The organism is Cobetia sp. MC34 (assembly GCF_018340035.1).
In the GTDB taxonomy this organism is placed as follows: domain Bacteria; phylum Pseudomonadota; class Gammaproteobacteria; order Pseudomonadales; family Halomonadaceae; genus Cobetia; species Cobetia amphilecti.
In genome coordinates, this window is record NZ_JADPPY010000022.1 from 1 (window position 1) to 16,310 (window position 16,310).

The following is a 16,310-nucleotide window of genomic DNA, read 5'->3' on the forward strand; positions in this document are numbered from 1 at the left end:
TGCCGCCTTGGCAATGGCATCAATGGCGTCGCTGAAATGCATGAGACCTTCCCATAATAAGTGTACCTGGCACAGGAAGGTCTCATGATCAGCTTATGGAGAATAGGCTTAACTGACTGGCATTACCTACAAAGGGCGCTTTTGACGTTCAGCTTAACGGTTTCAAGTGCGCCAGCAGGCGTTTCTCCAGTTGCCGGAATATGGCAATGATGGTGAAGGTCAGACACAGGTAGATGGCGGCGACGAACATGAAGGCCTCGAAGGGCGCGTAGAAGCGTGCGTAGATGTCACGCGCGGCGCCAGTGAGGTCCAGAAGCGTCACCACGCTGCAGATGGCACTGGCATGCAGCATGAAGATGACTTCATTGCCGTAGGCCGGCAGGGCGCGTCGGAAGGCACTGGGCAGAATGATGCGACGCATCATCTTGCCACGTGACATGCCGTAGGCACGCGCTGCCTCCATCTCGCCCTTGGGGGTCGACTGGATGGCACCGTGGAAGATCTCGGTGGTGTAGGCCGCGGTATTGAGCACGAAGGCCAGCAGCGCCGGCACGAAGGGATCACGGAAGTAATCCCACAGCCAGGTCTCCTGGATGCTGGGCACATGCACGCTGGTCACGCCCAGCGAGATGTCGAAGCCATCGAAGAACACCACGCCGTAGTAGATCAGATAGAGCTGGATCAGCAGCGGCGTTCCGCGGAAGACGTAGGTGTAGAGATAGACCGGCATCTTCACCCAGCGACGACGCGAGCCGCGCATGATCGCCAGCGGCACGGCCAGTATCAGGCCGATGAGCAGCGCCAGACACACCAGCTGCACGGTGGTGACCAGCCCTTCCCAGTAGTGCCACAGGGTGGTCGCGGTGAAGATGTAGTTGTCGCTCAGCGCATCCTCGAGCATCTGACCCAGCTGGGCGATGACGCCTGAGGGGCCTGCATCATTCAGTTGTTCCATGCGCTGGCCTCCCCGAATCCGGCGTTATAGCGCTTCTTGAGACGTGCCAGCCCCCATTCGGACACGGTGGCGATCAGCAGATAGCCCGCCGCGACCGGCAACAGGAAGGTGAAGGGCTCGTGGGTCGCCTTGGCAGCCTCACTGGCGACACGCACCATGTCGACCAGCCCGATCACCGACACCAGGGCGGTGGTCTTGAGCAGTACCATCCAGTTGTTGCCCAGCCCCGGCAGGGCGTGGCGCATCATCAGCGGGAAGCGAATACGCTTGAAGACCTTCCAGTCGTTCATGCCATAGGCGCGCCCCGCTTCGATCTGCCCGGCATCCACCGCCATGAAGGCGCCCCGGAAGGTCTCGCCCATGTAGGCACCGAAGATGAAGCCGATGGTGACGACGCCGGCAGTGAACTCATCGACATTGACGAAGACGTCGATGTCGTAGCTGTCGTACAGCCAGTCGGTGACCATGTTGATGCCGATCTGGCCGCCGAAGAACAGCAGCAGCATCAGCACGATGTCGGGAACGCCGCGGATGATGGTGGTGTAGAGCGTCGCGAGCCAGCGCAGAGGCGTGGAGCGCGACATCTTGGCCGTCGCCGTCAATAGCCCCAGCGCGATGGCCAGCAGCTGGGCCAGCACGGCCAGCTGCACCGTGACCCAGGCACCTTCCAGCAGGCTGGGCCCGTAGCCTTGTAGGTCAATCATGGGAAATCTCCCGTGAAGCGCCGAATAACCCGTTCAGCGGCTTACTGGTGGTTGTCGGACGCAGTGGCGGCGCTGACGAAGTACTTGTCGTTGAGACGCTTGAGCGTGCCATCGGCCTTGAGCGCTTCCAGGGCACCATCGATGGCCTTCTTGAGGTCGCGGTCGCGCTTCTTCATGGCGATGCCGAAGCCGTCGCCGAAGTACTTCTTCGGCTCGCTGATGGCGCTGCCGGTGTTGACGAAGTTGCCGTCGTTGGCGTTGACCAGGGTGTCCTGACCGACCGGCAGGTCCAGGAAGGCGACATCGACGCGGCCGCTGTCCATGTCCAGCACCAGGTCATCGAGCTTGGTGTAGCGGCGCACTTCAGCCGTGCGGCCGTAGAGGTCGGTGACGTAGTGATCCTGCAGGTTGCCGCGCTGCACCCCGATCACCTTGCCCGCGAGCGCCTCGGCATCGAGGGTGTCCGCGCCCGCCAGCGGGCTGTCCGCCTTGACGAACCAGCCGGACGGCGGCGTGAAGTAGGGCTCGGAGAACAGCACCTGACGCTCACGCTCCGGATTGATGGTCAGCGCCGACATGATGACGTCGTACTTGCGCGCCATCAGGCCCGGGATGATGCCGTCGAAGTCCTGCTCGGTCCATTTGCAGTGGGTGGCGAGCTGGGCGCAGATGGCGTTGCCCAGTTCGATCTCGAAGCCGGTCAGCTCACCGCTGGGCAGCTTGTAGCCGAAGGGCGCGTAGGGCACGTCGATGCCCAGGCGCAGCGGGTCCGGCACATCGGCCGCCTGGGCGGCGCTGGTGGTGATGGCGAAGCTGGAGAGGCCGAGGGTGAGGCCCAGCAGGGTGCGTGTCGCGAATTGTTTCATTGCTTGTCATTCCTGAAGTCTTGGACACCTCGAGGCCTGCCGTTGGCGTGGCGCTCGCGGTGCTGAATCATGTGCCGGTCACGGGACCACCGTGCCGGGATGTGCCACAGGCCGAGCGGTCGGCTCAGCGATGGGCCAAGGGCCATTCATCAGTACTGTTGATCAGAGCTGGTGATCAGAGCTGGTGATCAGAGCTGGTGATCAGGGCGGCTGATCAGGGCGCTTTGTCAGTACTTGGGCGCCAGGAACTGCTTGAGGCGCTCCGACTGGGGATTGCCCAGCACGTCTTCCGGCTTGCCGGCTTCCTCGACCAGTCCCTGATGCAGGTAGACCACCTGGCTCGAGACATCACGCGCGAAGCTCATCTCGTGGGTCACCACCACCATGGTGCGGCCTTCCTCGGCCAGGTCACGCATGACCTTGAGCACGTCACCGACCAGTTCCGGGTCGAGGGCCGAGGTCGGTTCGTCGAACAGCATCACCTCCGGCTCCATCGCCAGTGCGCGTGCGATGGCGCCGCGCTGCTGCTGGCCGCCGGACATCTGCGCCGGATAGTACTCGGCGCGCTCGAGCAGGCCGACGCGGTCCAGCAGACTGCGTGCGTGGGCGATGGCTTCCTTCCTCGGCTTGCCGAGCACGTGGATCGGCGCCTCGATGACATTTTCCAGCAGCGTCATGTGCGACCACAGGTTGAAGCCCTGGAAGACCATCGACAGGCGCGCGCGCATGCGCTCGACCTGACGCCAGTCCATCGGTTCGCGGCCACGGCGGCTTTCCTTGAAGCCGATCTGCTCGCCATGCACGAAGATGTCGCCGCCGTCCGGCTGCTCCAGCAGGTTCATGCAGCGCAGAAAGGTGCTCTTGCCGGAACCGGACGCGCCGATCAGGGTGATGACATCGCCCTTGCGTGCTTGCAGTGACAAGCCCTTGAGCACCTGATTTGTGCCGAAGGACTTGGTGATGTTGCGGACCTCGAGAGGCAGCGCGTCGCTGCTCGGGCTCTCGGCCACGGAAGATCTCATGGTCATGCAGTTACTCCAATCCGGACGTTGCCAGCCCTGGGGGCAATGACACGCCACGAGTCCGCCGCGGGGCGGTCGGGCTCGGGATACAGGTTCGTTGCCGACATGGCACGGCTGCCTGGCACTGCCTTTCACTCTCGCTCGCTGACGTGCGCGACGCAGACGTGATGAGGCGGCAAGGCGTGGCACGGGAGGAGTGGCGGAGAATGCCGTCAGGGGCATGGCCAGTTCCTCACGATCAGTCCGATTGATCGTCGTTCTCGCTGCCAGTGACCGTCTACAACAGGCGAAAAATGCCTGTGCTTGCATGTCGTGGACGGGAAAGGGGGCCGATTCTACCAGCTCAACGCAGGGTTCACCGCTATCTGGCGTGGAGGAATGTTACGACTTTGGTGGAGCGTGCAAGGACGCACGCGGATGCCGTCCGGCCGTGGGGGAGGAGTCTTCATGTTCAAGGTCGCCTGTTGTCGTTGTAGTAAGGCTTTCGTCAGTGCAATCGCGCCGGCATCGTGCTGCGCCCTGAGGGGGGGTGGGCGGGCAGAACGCCGGCGCTTGTGGCTCAGTGCCGGTTTGTTCAGTGTCTGGTGACTCAGTCTGTCGGTGTCGAGCTCTCGGCCAGCAGCAGGGCGGCGCGGGCGCCTATCTCCACCTTCGCGTTGGGAAAGACCACCCGCAGTGGGGTATCGCCGATGATGCAGGGGCCAGCAGCGGCGTCTTCGGCCACCACGCTGCCGGGGGCGAAGGCGGTGAAGTTGGCGACATCCTCGCTGAAGCACAGCGTGAAGTCGGCTGACTGACGCATCAGCTCCACTTCCACCGTGAAGTAGTCGATGGCCTTTGGATCCTCTTCGGCGGGCGCCGTGCCGGTCGCCAGTGCCGCGAGCAGGGCTTTCATCGGTGCGAGTGCCGCCATGTCGTTGGCGCCGAACGGGCGTACCTGGCCCAGCTCCAGCGTGAAGGCGTCGGCATCATGGTAGTGGCGCGAATAGTGCGAGAAGGTCCAGCTGTGCTGATGCTGGTGCAGCACGGCCTGGATGCCGGCGGCGCTCAATATCGGCCACTGCGATGCGCTGATGGCGTCGCCATTACTGAAGGGCACCACCGCGAAGCGCGGATAGAGGCTGTCGCGGATGGCGGTGTGCATGTCGTAGTGCAGGCGGCGCGTGCCCTCGGCCAGCGGGAAGCGAGCATAGAAGGTGTCCACGGCCGCCATCAGCTGACGCGCGCGCGCCGGCTCATCATCGGACGGACAGTCGTTGCCCGCCACGCTGGCCTCGGCGCGCTTGAACAGCCGATTGAGATTGGTGGTGATGAAGCGCTCGCCAGTGCGGATGGCGGGCAGGTTGCCCAGGATCAGCAACAGCGGCGCCCCGACGATCAGGTGGCCGCTCTCCAGGCCCGCGATCAGCTCACCGAGCAGCTCGATGGGGGCGGTCTCGTTGCCGTGGATGCCGGCGGAGATCACGCACGGGCGCGCCTTGGGCCCCGTGACGTCGGGGGTGATCTCCAGCACGCCGGGCGCGACGATCTCATAGCGACCGCCGGGAATACGGCCCATGCCACGGGCGCTGGCGTGGCCTTCGAGTGTCAGGTCTAGCCAGTCGGCAATCACGAGGCAGTCGGCTCCTGGCGAACATTGGTGGATTCGAAGATCTTGTCGGCGCTGGCCGCCACGAAGCCCTGATACAGCTCGCCATCGGCATCGGGGTAGCGGCGCGCGAATTCGTAGTAGCAGGTGGAGATCTCATGCTCCTCGCCACCGGCGAAGGTGAAGGTCTGGCGGTCGGCGAGGGTGGAGGCCTGCTCCAGCAGCACCTCGGGCGAACCCTTGATGCGCCCTCCGGCCGGATTGATGCCAAGGCCCAGCGACTCGACGCGCGTCAGCACCTTGTCGAGGGTGTCGTGATGGCTGAGCGCGTTGACGCTGATGGTGAAGTGGTTGGCGCGCAGGCCGATGATCGACAGCCAGGCCGCATACTCGCTCTCTTCCATCAGGCGCTGATACTGCTCGAAGCTGGGTGCTTTCCACAGACGGCCCGACCACAGCACGGAGGGCTGGGTGGCGGCATCCGGCGAGATCTGGCTGACCAGGCCATCGATGATCGCCTGGGCGCGCTCGGACAGCTCATGGCATTTCAGCTCGGAGAGGAAGACGCGCGGCATGTCGGGTGACGGCGGCAGATAGCCGAAGGCGCGCAGTTTCTTCTCGCGGAAATCATAAGGCGCGAAGCGGGTATAGCCCAGCGCCAGCAGGTGAGGTTCCAGCGCGCTCAGGGTGATCGGCCCGCGATCGAAGGTGCGGAAGGCGACGTGGTCGTTGACGATGGTCTCGCCGTCAGCGATGAAGGCATCCTGGATCTTTTGGGCCTGGGGCGTCATGGCGACGTAGTCATCCCACAGGGCGCTGAAGAACTGCTGGATATCCATGGCACGGGCTCCCTCTGAACTGAGTTGCCCAGTGCAGCGAGGCGTCACTGGCACTGGGCGACAGCATCAAACGATTGGCATCAGGGCAGCGCACTCGGCGAGGCGCTACCCCGGAAGATTGTCAGCTCACCATTGGCGAGCCACGCGCGCGTGACAAGATGCGAGGTCGGTTGGATGAAAGCGGCTGTCCGCACCATATAAACGTCACGCGCCGGTTTAGACCTTGGTGTCAGGCCTTGGGTCTTGGGACCGGGTTCGGTGTCAGCGTTCGGTGTCATCAGGAGAGGGGCAGGCATTGCCCTGTTCGACCTTGATCAGCGCGTCGGTCGCGAAGCCGAGCTCGGCGGCCTGCTCGACCAGCGCCTGGTAGGTGGCGTCATCCAGCTGTGGCTCACGCGCCAGTATCCACAGGTAGTCGCGATCGGCGCCGGCCACCAGCGACCACTGATAGTCGTCATCCAGCGCCAGCACGTTGTAACCGCCATAGAAGGGGCCGAAGAAGCTGACCTTGAGGGCCGCCGTCTCGCTGCCCCGGGTGAAGTAGGCGCGACCTTCGGCCTGGCTCCATTCCCCTTGCTCGGCGTTGTAGCCGCGATTGATGACGCGCACGCCGCCGTCCTCGCGGGGCGAGTAATCGGCGCTGACGCAGCTCAGGCCCTCCTCGAAGCTGTTGGGCAGGCGGGCGATCTCGTGCCATTCGCCGTAGTAACGTTCGAGCTCGAAATTCTCGACGGGCTGGGTGCCGGACGGGACTCCGGCGCAGCCGCCGAGGAGACCGAGACCGATTAGAGAGAAGGCAAGATGCGGCAGGCGTGTCATTGGCAGGCTCCATGCGCCAGAACGCCCCATTGATGAGTCGTGGGGCGTTCTGGCGTGATGCGGGTCATGAGAAAAAGGACGAAACGGCATCCTTGTCTCATTGGGGCGTCTGCCGCTGTCTCAAGAGGGAGGGTGACGCGGCGCCATGCTCGAGGTGTCGAGCATTGAGCGTCGAGCGTCGATCGTCACAGTACCAGGCGGAGCGGATTGCCGGTGACGACGACGCCCCGACCGCGTTGCTTGGCCTCGTACATGGCGCTGTCGGCGCGCGCGATGACCGTTTCCGGCGTGGCGCCCGAGAAGGGGAACAGGCTGATGCCGATGCTGGCGCTGACGGCGATGATCAGCGGCTCGCCATCCACTTCCAGCGTGATGGGACGGCTGATGGCGTCGATCAGACGCTCCGCCAGCTGCTCCGGGCCCTTGCGGCCGTTGCCTTCACGGCTGATCAGTACCAGAAATTCATCGCCTCCCAGGCGGCCGACGATATCGTTGCCGCGCAGGGTGTTGCCCAGGCGCTCGCCGGTGATGCGCAGCACTTCATCGCCGATGGCATGGCCGTGGCGGTCATTGACGGGCTTGAAGCCATCGAGGTCGATGAACAGTGCGGCCTGCACCGTGCCGGGAGTCTGGATGTCGAGTATCTGGTCGAGGCGTGTCAGCAGGGCGCGCCGGTTGAGCAGCCCGGTGAGCGAGTCGCACATCGCATGGTCGCGCAGATCGTCCCGCTCGCCGGTGATATGGCATTCATGCAGGAAGAGTTGTCGGCTCTGGCGCTCGCGCGAGTAGGCGCTCATGCCCGCCAGCAGATTGACGGCCATCATGAAGAAAGCCTCGTTGGCTTCCACCAGGACATCGGAGCCTTGATGCATCAGCGCGCAGCTGGCGGTGCAGCCCATCCATATCAGCAGTCCGCAGGCCATGGCATAGACGAACTGCAGCCCCAGCAGGGTGTAGGTCCAGAAGACCACGGTGATCAGGGTGACGAAGTAGACCGGGAAGTCACCATGCTCGTCTTCATGCTGTCCGGCGGCGTGGCTCTCCACCAGGTGCTCTCCGGCGTGACCGTCCCCCACATGGAACATCGCCAGCGTCCCCAGCGCTGCCACCAGCGAGGCCAGGCACAGGATGCCGTTGACGTGGTGTCGGAAACGCGGGAGACGTGACAGCAGAAACAGGCCCAGCACGCCGATCAGAACGCTGGTGCGCAGCAGCAGGTAGGGCTCGTAGTGATCCAGCAGACTGATCTCGATCAGCCCATAGGACGCGAACAGCAGACAGCTCAGCGGGATGGTGATCCGGCTGAGCTTGTGTGAGGTCTCGATCTGTCGACGCCGATAGCGTCGTTCCAGGGTGTCATCCGCAAAGCAGAGTGTCATGGGATTCATGGGGCGATACCAGAGTTGCCAGACTCTCAGGATGCCACTGCCTTGCGTGGTATGCCCTGGAGGAACCGCCGCAACCTTTGCGTGCGGTTCAACGCTATTTCAAGCACTCCGCGGCATGAGGGCCGTCGTGCTCACGACTGAGTGAGGTTGGCACCGGCCAGCTGGCGCGCCGTGACGCGCAGCGCGGATTCCACCATGTCGTAATCCACATAGCAGCCCTGCAGGTGGCGGCGGCCGGTCGTCGGGTCGAAGGACTTGCGGCCGTGCATCACGCGGCGGTTGTCGAAGGCCACCATCTGGCCGGCTTCCAGCTTGAGATGCAGGCGGAAGGCCGGTTCCCGCAGGATGCTCCAGTACTGGCGATAGGCGCTGTACCAGGCCTGCATCTGTTCCAGCGGCAGGCGCAGGCTGTCGCGGATCCAGTTGTTGAAGCGCACCTCGATGACCTTGTCGTTGGCATCCAGGTGGATCACCGGCTCGCGCACCACCAGGTCGGTGGTCTCGTCGGCAAAGCGGAAGTCCACCGGGGTCTCGGCCAGCAGCCTGAAGGCCTGCGGGTCCCGCTCGCGCAGGGCTTCGGCGACCGCCATGCCGTCTCCGAAGATGGAATCACCACCTTCGGCCTCATTGGCCAGGCAGTAGAGCATCTGGATGTCCGGCGGCTGACGCCAGTTGGGCAGGTCGGTGTGCAGTTCCAGTGCGATCGGCGTGTAGGCGGCGTTGTTGGGCGCCTGCTTGGAGAAGACCTCGAAACGGCCACCGAAGTTGGTCGCGCGGATCGGGCCGATGGTCGCGGCCACCTGGTCGATCTCGCCGCCTGCCGTCGGGCCGGCATCCAGAATCGCGAAGCCGTCGCGGCACAGCGCTTCCAGCCAGCCCAGGCGCGCCTGTCCACCGGCCATGTAATCGGCAAAGGCGGTGACGTGAGGCTTATGGCCCTGCTGCCAGGCCTGGCTTGCGGGGACCGGTGTGGCCGGCGGCGCATCACTCGGGCGACGTTGCAGCAACCAGCCGGCATCGAAGCGGCTGGTGTGGCCGTCCTGCCAGACGACGACGAGATTGCCCTGCTCGACACGCATCTGATGGACCGTCAGGGCCGCATCGTCCATCAGCATGAAGGTGCGTTCGAAGGTCTGCGGATGACGGCAGAGATCGCAGGCGCAGTGGTCGCGCAGCCAGATCAGCGGCAGTTGGGTCTGCTCACCGCTGGCCCATGCCAGTGACGCCAGGGTCTCGTCGTGGTCTGCCTTCACCAGCGGCGCGCCCTCGTGATGGGGCAGGTATTCCTTCATGTCCCACTGATGGCGTGCCTGTGACGCTTCAGTGTCTTGGGTGTCAGGGGCAGATGCGATGAGAGTCTCCATGGGCGCCGTCCTATGTCGTGTGTGCAGTAGCAGGTGAGCCAACGCGTGTCGCGTGCTGGGTCGTATGGCTGAGCCGTGACCCGAGAATGAGGCCATTGTCCCCCTCGTCATCACGGCTGGCCAACGCGAAATATGACGGCCATGACTTAGCTGAGCTAATGTGTGCCGATTGACCTTCATGCTCTGATGCGAGATAGCCATGCACGAACCTTCCCCCACGACGCCGAATGCCTTGCCGCGCCCCCTGCCGCCGCTGGCCTGGTTGCAGGCCTTCGAAGCCGCTGCGCGCCTGATGAGCTTCACGCGTGCCGCCGAGGAGCTGAGTGTCACCCAGTCGGCCATTAGCCAGCGGATTCGCCAGCTGGAGGACCGCCTTGGCCAGCCATTGTTCGTGCGTCATGCCCGCAGCCTCAATCTGACGCCGGCCGGTCAGGCCTGGTTGCCAGCGTTGCAGGATGGCTTCCAGCGCCTGCAGGAAGGCACGCTGGAAGTCTTCGGCCCCTCGCGCGCCGCGCCGGTCAGCCTGCGGGCGACCCCGATGAGCCAGCAGGCCTGGCTGTTGCCGCGGCTGGCGAACTTCCATCGTGATCAACCCGAGATCGCGCTGCGTCTGGTCAGTGCCTTCTGGCAGAGCGACTTCGATGGCGAGCAGGTGGATATCGAGCTGCGCTACGGTCAGGGCGACTGGCCGCAGGTGGAGGCGATCCAGGTCGGGGCAGGGCAGGAGAGAATGGCCGTCGTGGCGAGTCCGGCGCTGAGCGCGCAGCTGACCACGGCGGCGGACCTGGCCGGCATGACGCTGCTGCATGCCGCAGGCTTCGCGGTGGGCTGGCGGCGCTGGCTGGTGGCGGCAGATCAACTGGGGCTGGAGAAGACGACCTCTACCATCAGCTGTGACACCCAGGTGATGACGCTGGAAATGGCGCGTCTCGGCATGGGGGTGGCGCTGGTGCATGAAGGCCATTTCCGGCAATGGCTGGCGTCCGGCAATGGCGGGCTGGAGCAGGTCTTCGCGCTGACGATCCCCGCCGAGCAGAACTTCTGGCTGGTGCGCTCCAATCAGCGCCCGATGCGGCCCACCGCGCAGCGTGTCTGGGATTATCTGTTGGCGGAGCCACAGTGAGCGATCCAGAGGTTGCTTTTGCGTCCCCTGCTGATCGAGTCGGCGTGTCTGCTGGCGCGCTTCTGGATGATATACCGTTAGCTTGAGGTGGTGCCCGGCGCGGTAAGCGGCCGCTATCGCTTCTCTCTCGCGATTTCCTCGCCTTGCTGGCGCCTTGTCTGCCAAGCGTGTGGTCAGATCTGCCAAGCGTGTGGTCAGATCTGCCAGGAGTGGTCAGTCGGGAGGCGGCGGGCAGCGCGCCAATGGTGACTGCTGGAAGAAGCGCTCCAGCAGGGCATACAGCGCCGGATAGGCCGCGTTGAGCTCATCCGGTGCGCTGAAGAAATACTCGCAGCAGACGGCGAAGCATTCGGCGGGGTGGCTGGCGGCGTAGTCATCGATGGGCGTCGGCTCACCGCGTGACAGGCGCGCGCTCAGATCATCCCACACGGCAGTGAAGGTGGCGTGCCACTCCGCCGCGCTGATATGGCGCGGCAGGGGCGGAAAGCCATCGGCATCGGTGGCGTTGGCCATGTCGAGCTTGTGGGCGAATTCATGGATCACCACGTTGAAGCCGCTCCAGTCACCGCTGGCGGCCAGGTCCTGTTGGGTGACCACCACCGGCCCCTGATACCAGGTCTCGCCGGCGCGGGTGTCCTCGAAGACATGCACCACACCGGCGTCATCCATCTCTTCCACCTCACGGCGGATGGCCTGCAGCGGCAGCATGATCTCGTGCACGCGAGCGCCGGCGTCCTGCCAGCGCTCGGCATGCGCCCAGCCGTTGAGCAGCAGCATCGCCTGGGCAGCCAGTGCCAGCGCCTCGACCTGTGCGAGCGGTTCGGCGCTGGTCAGCTTCCAGTCGCTCAGCTGATGGCGGGCGCGCCGCTCAAGACGCGCCAGTGCCTCGGCGTCGAGTCCCTCGAGGATCGGCAGGCGCTCGCGGACTGCCTGCCACGCGTCATCCGGCGCTGTCTCGCCACCCGGGGAGGCGGCCGAGGCAGCGCCGGCGTCGGGGGCTGACGTATCACGGCTGTGGCGAGCGGAGCGCTGCCACAGCCGTTGCCACCAGTGCGTCATCGGCTCAGTCCTGACGGCTGCCGGACTTCCACGACCAGTCACGCAGACGCAGCTCGAAGAGGTCCTTGCGGCGGTCCTTGAGGTTGGTCACCGAGCCTTCGCTGCGCACCACCTTGAGACGCTCCAGATCGAGATCCGAGAACATGATCATCTCGGTGTTCGGCGTGGTCTCGGCCATCACCGCGTCATGCGGGAAGGAGAAGTCCGACGGCGAGAACACCGCTGACTGGGCGTACTGGATATCGAGGCTCTCGATGGACGGCAGGTTGCCGACGCTGCCGCAGACCACCACGTAGCATTCGTTCTCGATGGCACGCGCCTGGGCGCAGTTGCGCACGCGCAGGTAGCTGTTCTTGGTGTCGGTCCAGAACGGCACCATCAGGATGTCCATGTCCTGATCGGCCAGCAGGCGCGACAGTTCCGGGAACTCCACGTCGTAGCAGATCAGCATGCCGATGCGTCCGGCGTCGGTCTCGAACACGGCCAGCTCGTCACCGCCCTTGATGATCCAGTCGCGGCGCTCCTGCGGCGTGATGTGCAGCTTGGCCTGACGGTCGATCTCGCCATCGCGGTGACACAGGTAGGTGACGTTGTAGAGCTCGTTGTCGTCACCGATCTCGACCATGGAACCGGCCACGATGTTGATGTTGTAGGCCACCGCCATGCGCGAGATTTCCTGCTTGAAGCGCTCGGTGAAGCCGGCGAGGTAGCGGATGCAGCGCACCGGGTCGCTCTGGTCTTCCAGCAGTCCGATCAACGGCGTGTTGAACAGCTCCGGGAAGACGGCGAAGTCACTCTGGTAATCCGACAGGGCGTCGACGTAGTACTCGACCTGCTGCAGCACGGATTCGACGCTGTCGAACTTGCGCATCTGCCACTGCACGGCGCCGACGCGAATCATCGTCTTGCGGCTTTCCAGCACGCGCTCGGCGGGCTCGAACAGGATGTTGCTCCACTCCAGCAGCGTGGCGTAGCCCTGGGAATCCTCGTCTTCCGGCAGATACTGACGCAGCAGGCGCTTGACCAGGAAGCCGTTGGCCAGCTGGAACGACAGGATGGGGTCGTGGATCTCGCGACGCTCCACCTTGTCGATGTACTCGGAGGGCGAGAGCTCGGCGGCGTATTCGTGGTACTGGGGGATGCGCCCGCCGGCCAGAATCGAGCGCAGATTCATCGAGCGGCACAGGTCCTTGCGCGCCTCGTACAGGCGGCGACCGAGGCGATAGCCGCGGTAGTCGACGTCGATCAGCACATCCAGACCGTAAAGCGCATCGCCATCCTCCTTGTTGAGGATGATCTCGCGCTGGCCGATCAGGTCGTCGTACTTGTGCGGATTGGAAAAGGCGTCGTAATCCACCAGCGCCGTCAGGGCGACACCGACCAGCCTCTCGCCATCCTCGATCACGATCTGGCCATCGGGGAATTCGGCGATCAGGCGGTTGATGGTGTGCTCAGGCCAGGCGCCACCGATGTCGTCGTAGATGCCGTCCATCAGGCGCTTGAGCTGGGGGTAATCTGATTCCTGCAGGTTGCGCAGGTTCAGGTGCAGGTCTTCGACGGACATCGAGACTCCTTGGAAAATGAAAGAGGGGGATCAGGGCAGGAAGTGGCTGGCGCGAAAGCGATGGGTCCCATTATTCGCGCTGTCGAGGCCGGGTGTCATCAATATCCTTTGGTCAATGTCCGGCCCTGGTCATGCAACCCTCATCAATGGGTCCAACCTCGCGTCACTGCAAGGGTGAGCGAGCCTTCGCGCCTTGAGTGGCGCTCAGCGCGATATTGAACGAATGCTCATTTTGCTTGCATTTGCGCGGCACAACGTCCAAAACAATGCCAAGGGCAGGACGCGCGCAGCGAAGTCATGCCGTTCATATCAAGCTTGAATGACACCAGGCCCCAATGACCCCAGGCCTTAGTGACACCAGACCTCAATGACACCCAAGGAGACCCGCATGACCCCAGTCCTTCATGAATTGCGTGGCCGTGATGACCGCCTGCGTTTCTCGCCGTTCTGCTGGCGTGCGCGTCTGGCACTCGCCCACAAGGGCCTTGAGGCCGAACTCGTGCCGATGCTGTTCACCGACAAGAGCCCGATCGACTTCTGCGATTCCACCACGGTACCGGTGCTCAAGGATGCGCACGGCGTGGCGATGGACAGCTATGACATCTTCAAGCATCTGGACGCGCATTACCCGGACAGTGGCGATGGCCTGCTGATCGGTGATGCACACGCCGAGGCACGCCTGAACTTCGTCAAGGTGTATACCGAGCAGGTCATGGCGGTCGGCTTCTTCCGCCTGGTGGCGCTGGATCTGCTGGCGGCCATCCACCCGGATGACCGCGAGTACTTCCGCACCAGCCGCGAAGCCCGCTTCGGCATGCCCTTCGAGGAATTCAACAACGTCGAGGCCGCACGCGGCATCCTGGACAGCGCCTTCAAGCCGCTGCGTGGCCTGCTCGCCAATCAGCCCTTCATGGATGGCGATGCCCCGGCGGCGGCGGATTACCTGGTCTTCGGCTTCTTCATCTGGGCACACATCGTCTCCGATACCTCGCCCTTCGGCGAGACGGAAGATGCGGGCGACCCGCTGGTGCAGTGGCGCGAGCGCATGATGGACCTGCACGACGGCATGGCGCGCAAGGCGCCGCGTGCCAGCGAGATTCCGCAGTCATAACACCTTCAGTAACGCCTGCAGTAACGGCTGCAGTAAAGAACATGCTCGCAATGCCCCTGGTGAAAAGCTGCACGAGGGGCCTGGCGATGAGCATGATCTCCTCGATGGCTCGAACGCTCATGGGCGTTCGAGCCATTTTGCTATGTCCTTGCACAGGAGCCCACAGATGATTGATCTGTACTACTGGACCACGCCCAACGGCCACAAGATCACGATCTTTCTGGAGGAAGCCGGTCTCGAGTATCGCCTCATTCCGGTGAATATCAGCAAGGGGGAGCAGTTCGCGCCGGAGTTTCTGGCCATCTCGCCCAACAATCGCATGCCGGCGATCGTCGATCATGCGCCAGCCGATGGCGGTGAGCCGATCTCGGTGTTCGAGTCCGGTGCGATTCTGGAGTATCTGGCCGACAAGTGCGGCAAGTTTCTGGCGCAGGAAACGCGTGCCCGCAATGACGTGCTGCAGTGGCTGCACTGGCAGATGGGCGGCCTGGGGCCGATGCTGGGACAGGTGCATCACTTCAAGCACTACGCGCCAGAGCCGGTGGAATACGCCATCGAGCGCTATCACAAGGAAGGCGAGCGCCTGTATGGCGTGCTGGAGCGCCAGCTTGCGGAGCGTGACTTCGTGGCGGGGGACGAGTTGAGCATCGCCGACATGGCCATCTGGCCGTGGCTGAAGGCCGAGAAGCAGGAGATCGATCTGACGCGCTTCCCGGCGGTCGCCGCCTATCGTGCCCGCATCGCCGCGCGTGATGGCGTCAAGCGGGCAATGGCGCGCATCGACGACATCAATCCGGCTGCCAATGTGGCGATGGATGATGAAGCGCGACGCCACCTGTTCGGTCAGCAATCCTGACGGGCAGTCAGGGCTGAAGTGACGTCGAGAAGCAGTGCCTGAATGGCCCGAAGCGCTGTCGGGCCGTCAGGTCAGCGGTCCCAGTCCGTCGGCACGCGACGGCGGATATGGTCGAGCAGCGCGCCGAGCTTGCGTGGCGGATGGCCGAAGGGGTAGTGCAGGCTGACCGGAATCGACGGCCCCTTCCATTCGGGCAGACAGGCCTCGAACTGACCCGGATGGGCCTTCAGGCGCGTGTGCACGTGATAGTCAGGCAGCAGGCCGATGCCGGCACCGTGGGCGATGTGGTCGGCGTGGACCACCACATTGTCGACCGTGAAGCGTGACGGCGGCAGGCTCAGACGATACTCGCCCATCTCGGGGTGAGTGAGAACCAGATTGGGGTGATGACGGTCGATCAGGTTGACCCAGTCATGGGAGGTCAGCTCGCTGGGATGGCGAGGATGACCGTGCCGCGCCAGATACTCGGGATGCGCGTAGAGGTGCTGCTGCTGATGGCCCAGTATCTCCTCGCGCAGCCCGGTGTCCTTGACCGGACCTTCCCATAGCCACAGCATTACCTGGTCGTCATCACGTGACGGCGGCAGGTGGTTGGCGGTCAGGGTCAGACGGATGCCCGGATACGCTTCGATGAAGTCGGTCAGCACACGATTGAACCAGCCACGCAGGAAGTGCGGATGCGCGCTGACGGTGATATCACCGCTGATCTCCTCGCGCAGTTCATCCAGTGCGATCTGCGAGCGCTCGCCCAGTGACAGCATCTGCTGGCAGTACTGATAGAACAGCGTGCCGGCCTCGGTGGGAATCAGGCGGTTGGCCTGACGATGCAGCAGTGGCTGGCCGAGCTGGTGTTCGAGATGGCTGATCCGGCGGCTGAGCGTGGACTTGGAGATACCGAGATGCTCGGCTCCTGCGCCCAGATTGCCGTAGCGCATGATGGCATCGAAGGCACTGAGGCCCTGAAATTCGTCAAGTACTGGAGGCATGACTTGGTGGCACCCGCCGCTGTTGTCTGCCGTTGAAGCGGCAAATAGCGTGAAAGAAAGCATGAA

Annotated in this window: 15 protein-coding genes; 3 read left to right on the forward strand and 12 right to left on the reverse strand. The window is 63.9% G+C overall.

Going from position 1 to position 16,310, the window contains the following annotated elements:
• Window positions 1-148: 148 nt before the first annotated feature.
• The 9 genes from IZU87_RS12005 to IZU87_RS12045 form a co-directional block, all read right to left on the reverse strand.
• The gene (locus IZU87_RS12005) at window positions 149-901 is read right to left on the reverse strand and encodes an ABC transporter permease (RefSeq protein WP_213114673.1); all 753 of its coding nucleotides are present in this window, start codon (window positions 899-901) and stop codon (window positions 149-151) included.
• Between the two features lie 41 nt (window positions 902-942).
• On the reverse strand, window positions 943-1,659 hold the full coding sequence (locus IZU87_RS12010; RefSeq protein WP_043334396.1) for an ABC transporter permease: 717 nt from the start codon (window positions 1,657-1,659) through the stop codon (window positions 943-945).
• Window positions 1,660-1,700: 41 nt separating this feature from the next.
• The gene (locus tag IZU87_RS12015; protein ID WP_213114650.1) at window positions 1,701-2,525 is read right to left on the reverse strand and encodes a transporter substrate-binding domain-containing protein; all 825 of its coding nucleotides are present in this window, start codon (window positions 2,523-2,525) and stop codon (window positions 1,701-1,703) included.
• Window positions 2,526-2,752: 227 nt separating this feature from the next.
• Window positions 2,753-3,547, reverse strand: coding sequence for an ABC transporter ATP-binding protein (locus IZU87_RS12020; RefSeq protein ID WP_213114674.1), 795 nt, complete (start codon window positions 3,545-3,547; stop codon window positions 2,753-2,755).
• Window positions 3,548-4,136: 589 nt separating this feature from the next.
• Entirely contained in the window at window positions 4,137-5,159 is a 1,023-nt protein-coding gene (locus IZU87_RS12025) for a succinylglutamate desuccinylase (protein WP_213114651.1), read from the reverse strand.
• Window positions 5,156-5,974 carry a DUF1338 domain-containing protein gene (locus IZU87_RS12030; protein WP_043334387.1) on the reverse strand — a complete coding sequence of 273 codons (819 nt, stop codon included), beginning with the start codon at window positions 5,972-5,974 and terminating at the stop codon, window positions 5,156-5,158. The genes IZU87_RS12025 and IZU87_RS12030 overlap by 4 nt, the downstream gene beginning before the upstream one ends.
• Window positions 5,975-6,235: 261 nt before the next feature.
• A complete protein-coding gene (locus IZU87_RS12035; RefSeq protein ID WP_213114652.1) occupies window positions 6,236-6,793 on the reverse strand; it encodes a lipocalin family protein in 558 nt (185 codons plus the stop codon).
• Window positions 6,794-6,978: 185 nt separating this feature from the next.
• On the reverse strand, window positions 6,979-8,181 hold the full coding sequence (locus IZU87_RS12040) for a GGDEF domain-containing protein (protein WP_213114653.1): 1,203 nt from the start codon (window positions 8,179-8,181) through the stop codon (window positions 6,979-6,981).
• A 131-nt stretch (window positions 8,182-8,312) separates the two neighbouring features.
• A complete protein-coding gene (locus IZU87_RS12045) occupies window positions 8,313-9,545 on the reverse strand; it encodes a TauD/TfdA family dioxygenase (RefSeq protein WP_054555682.1) in 1,233 nt (410 codons plus the stop codon).
• Window positions 9,546-9,744: 199 nt separating this feature from the next.
• Between IZU87_RS12045 and IZU87_RS12050 the strand changes: the two genes are divergently transcribed.
• A complete protein-coding gene (locus tag IZU87_RS12050; RefSeq protein WP_054555681.1) occupies window positions 9,745-10,668 on the forward strand; it encodes a LysR family transcriptional regulator in 924 nt (307 codons plus the stop codon).
• Window positions 10,669-10,881: 213 nt separating this feature from the next.
• Here IZU87_RS12050 and IZU87_RS12055 read toward each other — a convergent pair whose 3' ends face one another.
• Both IZU87_RS12055 and IZU87_RS12060 read right to left on the reverse strand, forming a co-directional pair.
• Window positions 10,882-11,727: a M90 family metallopeptidase gene (locus IZU87_RS12055; RefSeq protein ID WP_213114654.1), complete on the reverse strand. Its 846-nt coding sequence runs from the start codon at window positions 11,725-11,727 to the stop codon at window positions 10,882-10,884.
• Between the two features lie 4 nt (window positions 11,728-11,731).
• A complete protein-coding gene (locus tag IZU87_RS12060; RefSeq protein ID WP_043334381.1) occupies window positions 11,732-13,291 on the reverse strand; it encodes a carbon-nitrogen hydrolase family protein in 1,560 nt (519 codons plus the stop codon).
• 388 nt (window positions 13,292-13,679) lie between these two features.
• Here IZU87_RS12060 and IZU87_RS12065 point away from each other — a divergent pair, with 388 nt between their 5' ends.
• Together IZU87_RS12065 and IZU87_RS12070 are read left to right on the forward strand one after the other, a co-directional pair.
• Window positions 13,680-14,402 carry a glutathione S-transferase N-terminal domain-containing protein gene (locus tag IZU87_RS12065; RefSeq protein WP_213114655.1) on the forward strand — a complete coding sequence of 241 codons (723 nt, stop codon included), beginning with the start codon at window positions 13,680-13,682 and terminating at the stop codon, window positions 14,400-14,402.
• Window positions 14,403-14,568: 166 nt separating this feature from the next.
• The gene (locus tag IZU87_RS12070) at window positions 14,569-15,258 is read left to right on the forward strand and encodes a glutathione S-transferase N-terminal domain-containing protein (protein ID WP_213114656.1); all 690 of its coding nucleotides are present in this window, start codon (window positions 14,569-14,571) and stop codon (window positions 15,256-15,258) included.
• 71 nt (window positions 15,259-15,329) lie between these two features.
• On the opposite strand, the gene IZU87_RS12075 is transcribed toward IZU87_RS12070, so the two are convergent.
• Complete coding sequence (locus IZU87_RS12075) at window positions 15,330-16,244, reverse strand: LysR family transcriptional regulator (RefSeq protein ID WP_213114657.1); 915 nt, start codon at window positions 16,242-16,244, stop codon at window positions 15,330-15,332.
• Window positions 16,245-16,310 lie beyond the last annotated feature (66 nt).

Excerpts from the sequence above, each read along its gene's own strand:
- IZU87_RS12005 (WP_213114673.1), bottom strand. The coding sequence starts at position 901 with ATGCTCGAGGATGCGCTGAGCGACAACTACATCTTCACCGCGACCACC.
- IZU87_RS12010 (WP_043334396.1), bottom strand. The coding sequence starts at position 1,659 with ATGATTGACCTACAAGGCTACGGGCCCAGCCTGCTGGAAGGTGCCTGG.
- IZU87_RS12015 (WP_213114650.1), bottom strand. The coding sequence starts at position 2,525 with ATGAAACAATTCGCGACACGCACCCTGCTGGGCCTCACCCTCGGCCTC.
- IZU87_RS12020 (WP_213114674.1), bottom strand. The coding sequence starts at position 3,547 with ATGAGATCTTCCGTGGCCGAGAGCCCGAGCAGCGACGCGCTGCCTCTC.
- IZU87_RS12030 (WP_043334387.1), bottom strand. The coding sequence starts at position 5,974 with ATGGATATCCAGCAGTTCTTCAGCGCCCTGTGGGATGACTACGTCGCC.
- IZU87_RS12035 (WP_213114652.1), bottom strand. The coding sequence starts at position 6,793 with ATGACACGCCTGCCGCATCTTGCCTTCTCTCTAATCGGTCTCGGTCTC.
- IZU87_RS12040 (WP_213114653.1), bottom strand. The coding sequence starts at position 8,181 with ATGAATCCCATGACACTCTGCTTTGCGGATGACACCCTGGAACGACGC.
- IZU87_RS12045 (WP_054555682.1), bottom strand. The coding sequence starts at position 9,545 with ATGGAGACTCTCATCGCATCTGCCCCTGACACCCAAGACACTGAAGCG.
- IZU87_RS12050 (WP_054555681.1), top strand. The coding sequence starts at position 9,745 with ATGCACGAACCTTCCCCCACGACGCCGAATGCCTTGCCGCGCCCCCTG.
- IZU87_RS12055 (WP_213114654.1), bottom strand. The coding sequence starts at position 11,727 with ATGACGCACTGGTGGCAACGGCTGTGGCAGCGCTCCGCTCGCCACAGC.
- IZU87_RS12060 (WP_043334381.1), bottom strand. The coding sequence starts at position 13,291 with ATGTCCGTCGAAGACCTGCACCTGAACCTGCGCAACCTGCAGGAATCA.
- IZU87_RS12065 (WP_213114655.1), top strand. The coding sequence starts at position 13,680 with ATGACCCCAGTCCTTCATGAATTGCGTGGCCGTGATGACCGCCTGCGT.
- IZU87_RS12070 (WP_213114656.1), top strand. The coding sequence starts at position 14,569 with ATGATTGATCTGTACTACTGGACCACGCCCAACGGCCACAAGATCACG.
- IZU87_RS12075 (WP_213114657.1), bottom strand. The coding sequence starts at position 16,244 with ATGCCTCCAGTACTTGACGAATTTCAGGGCCTCAGTGCCTTCGATGCC.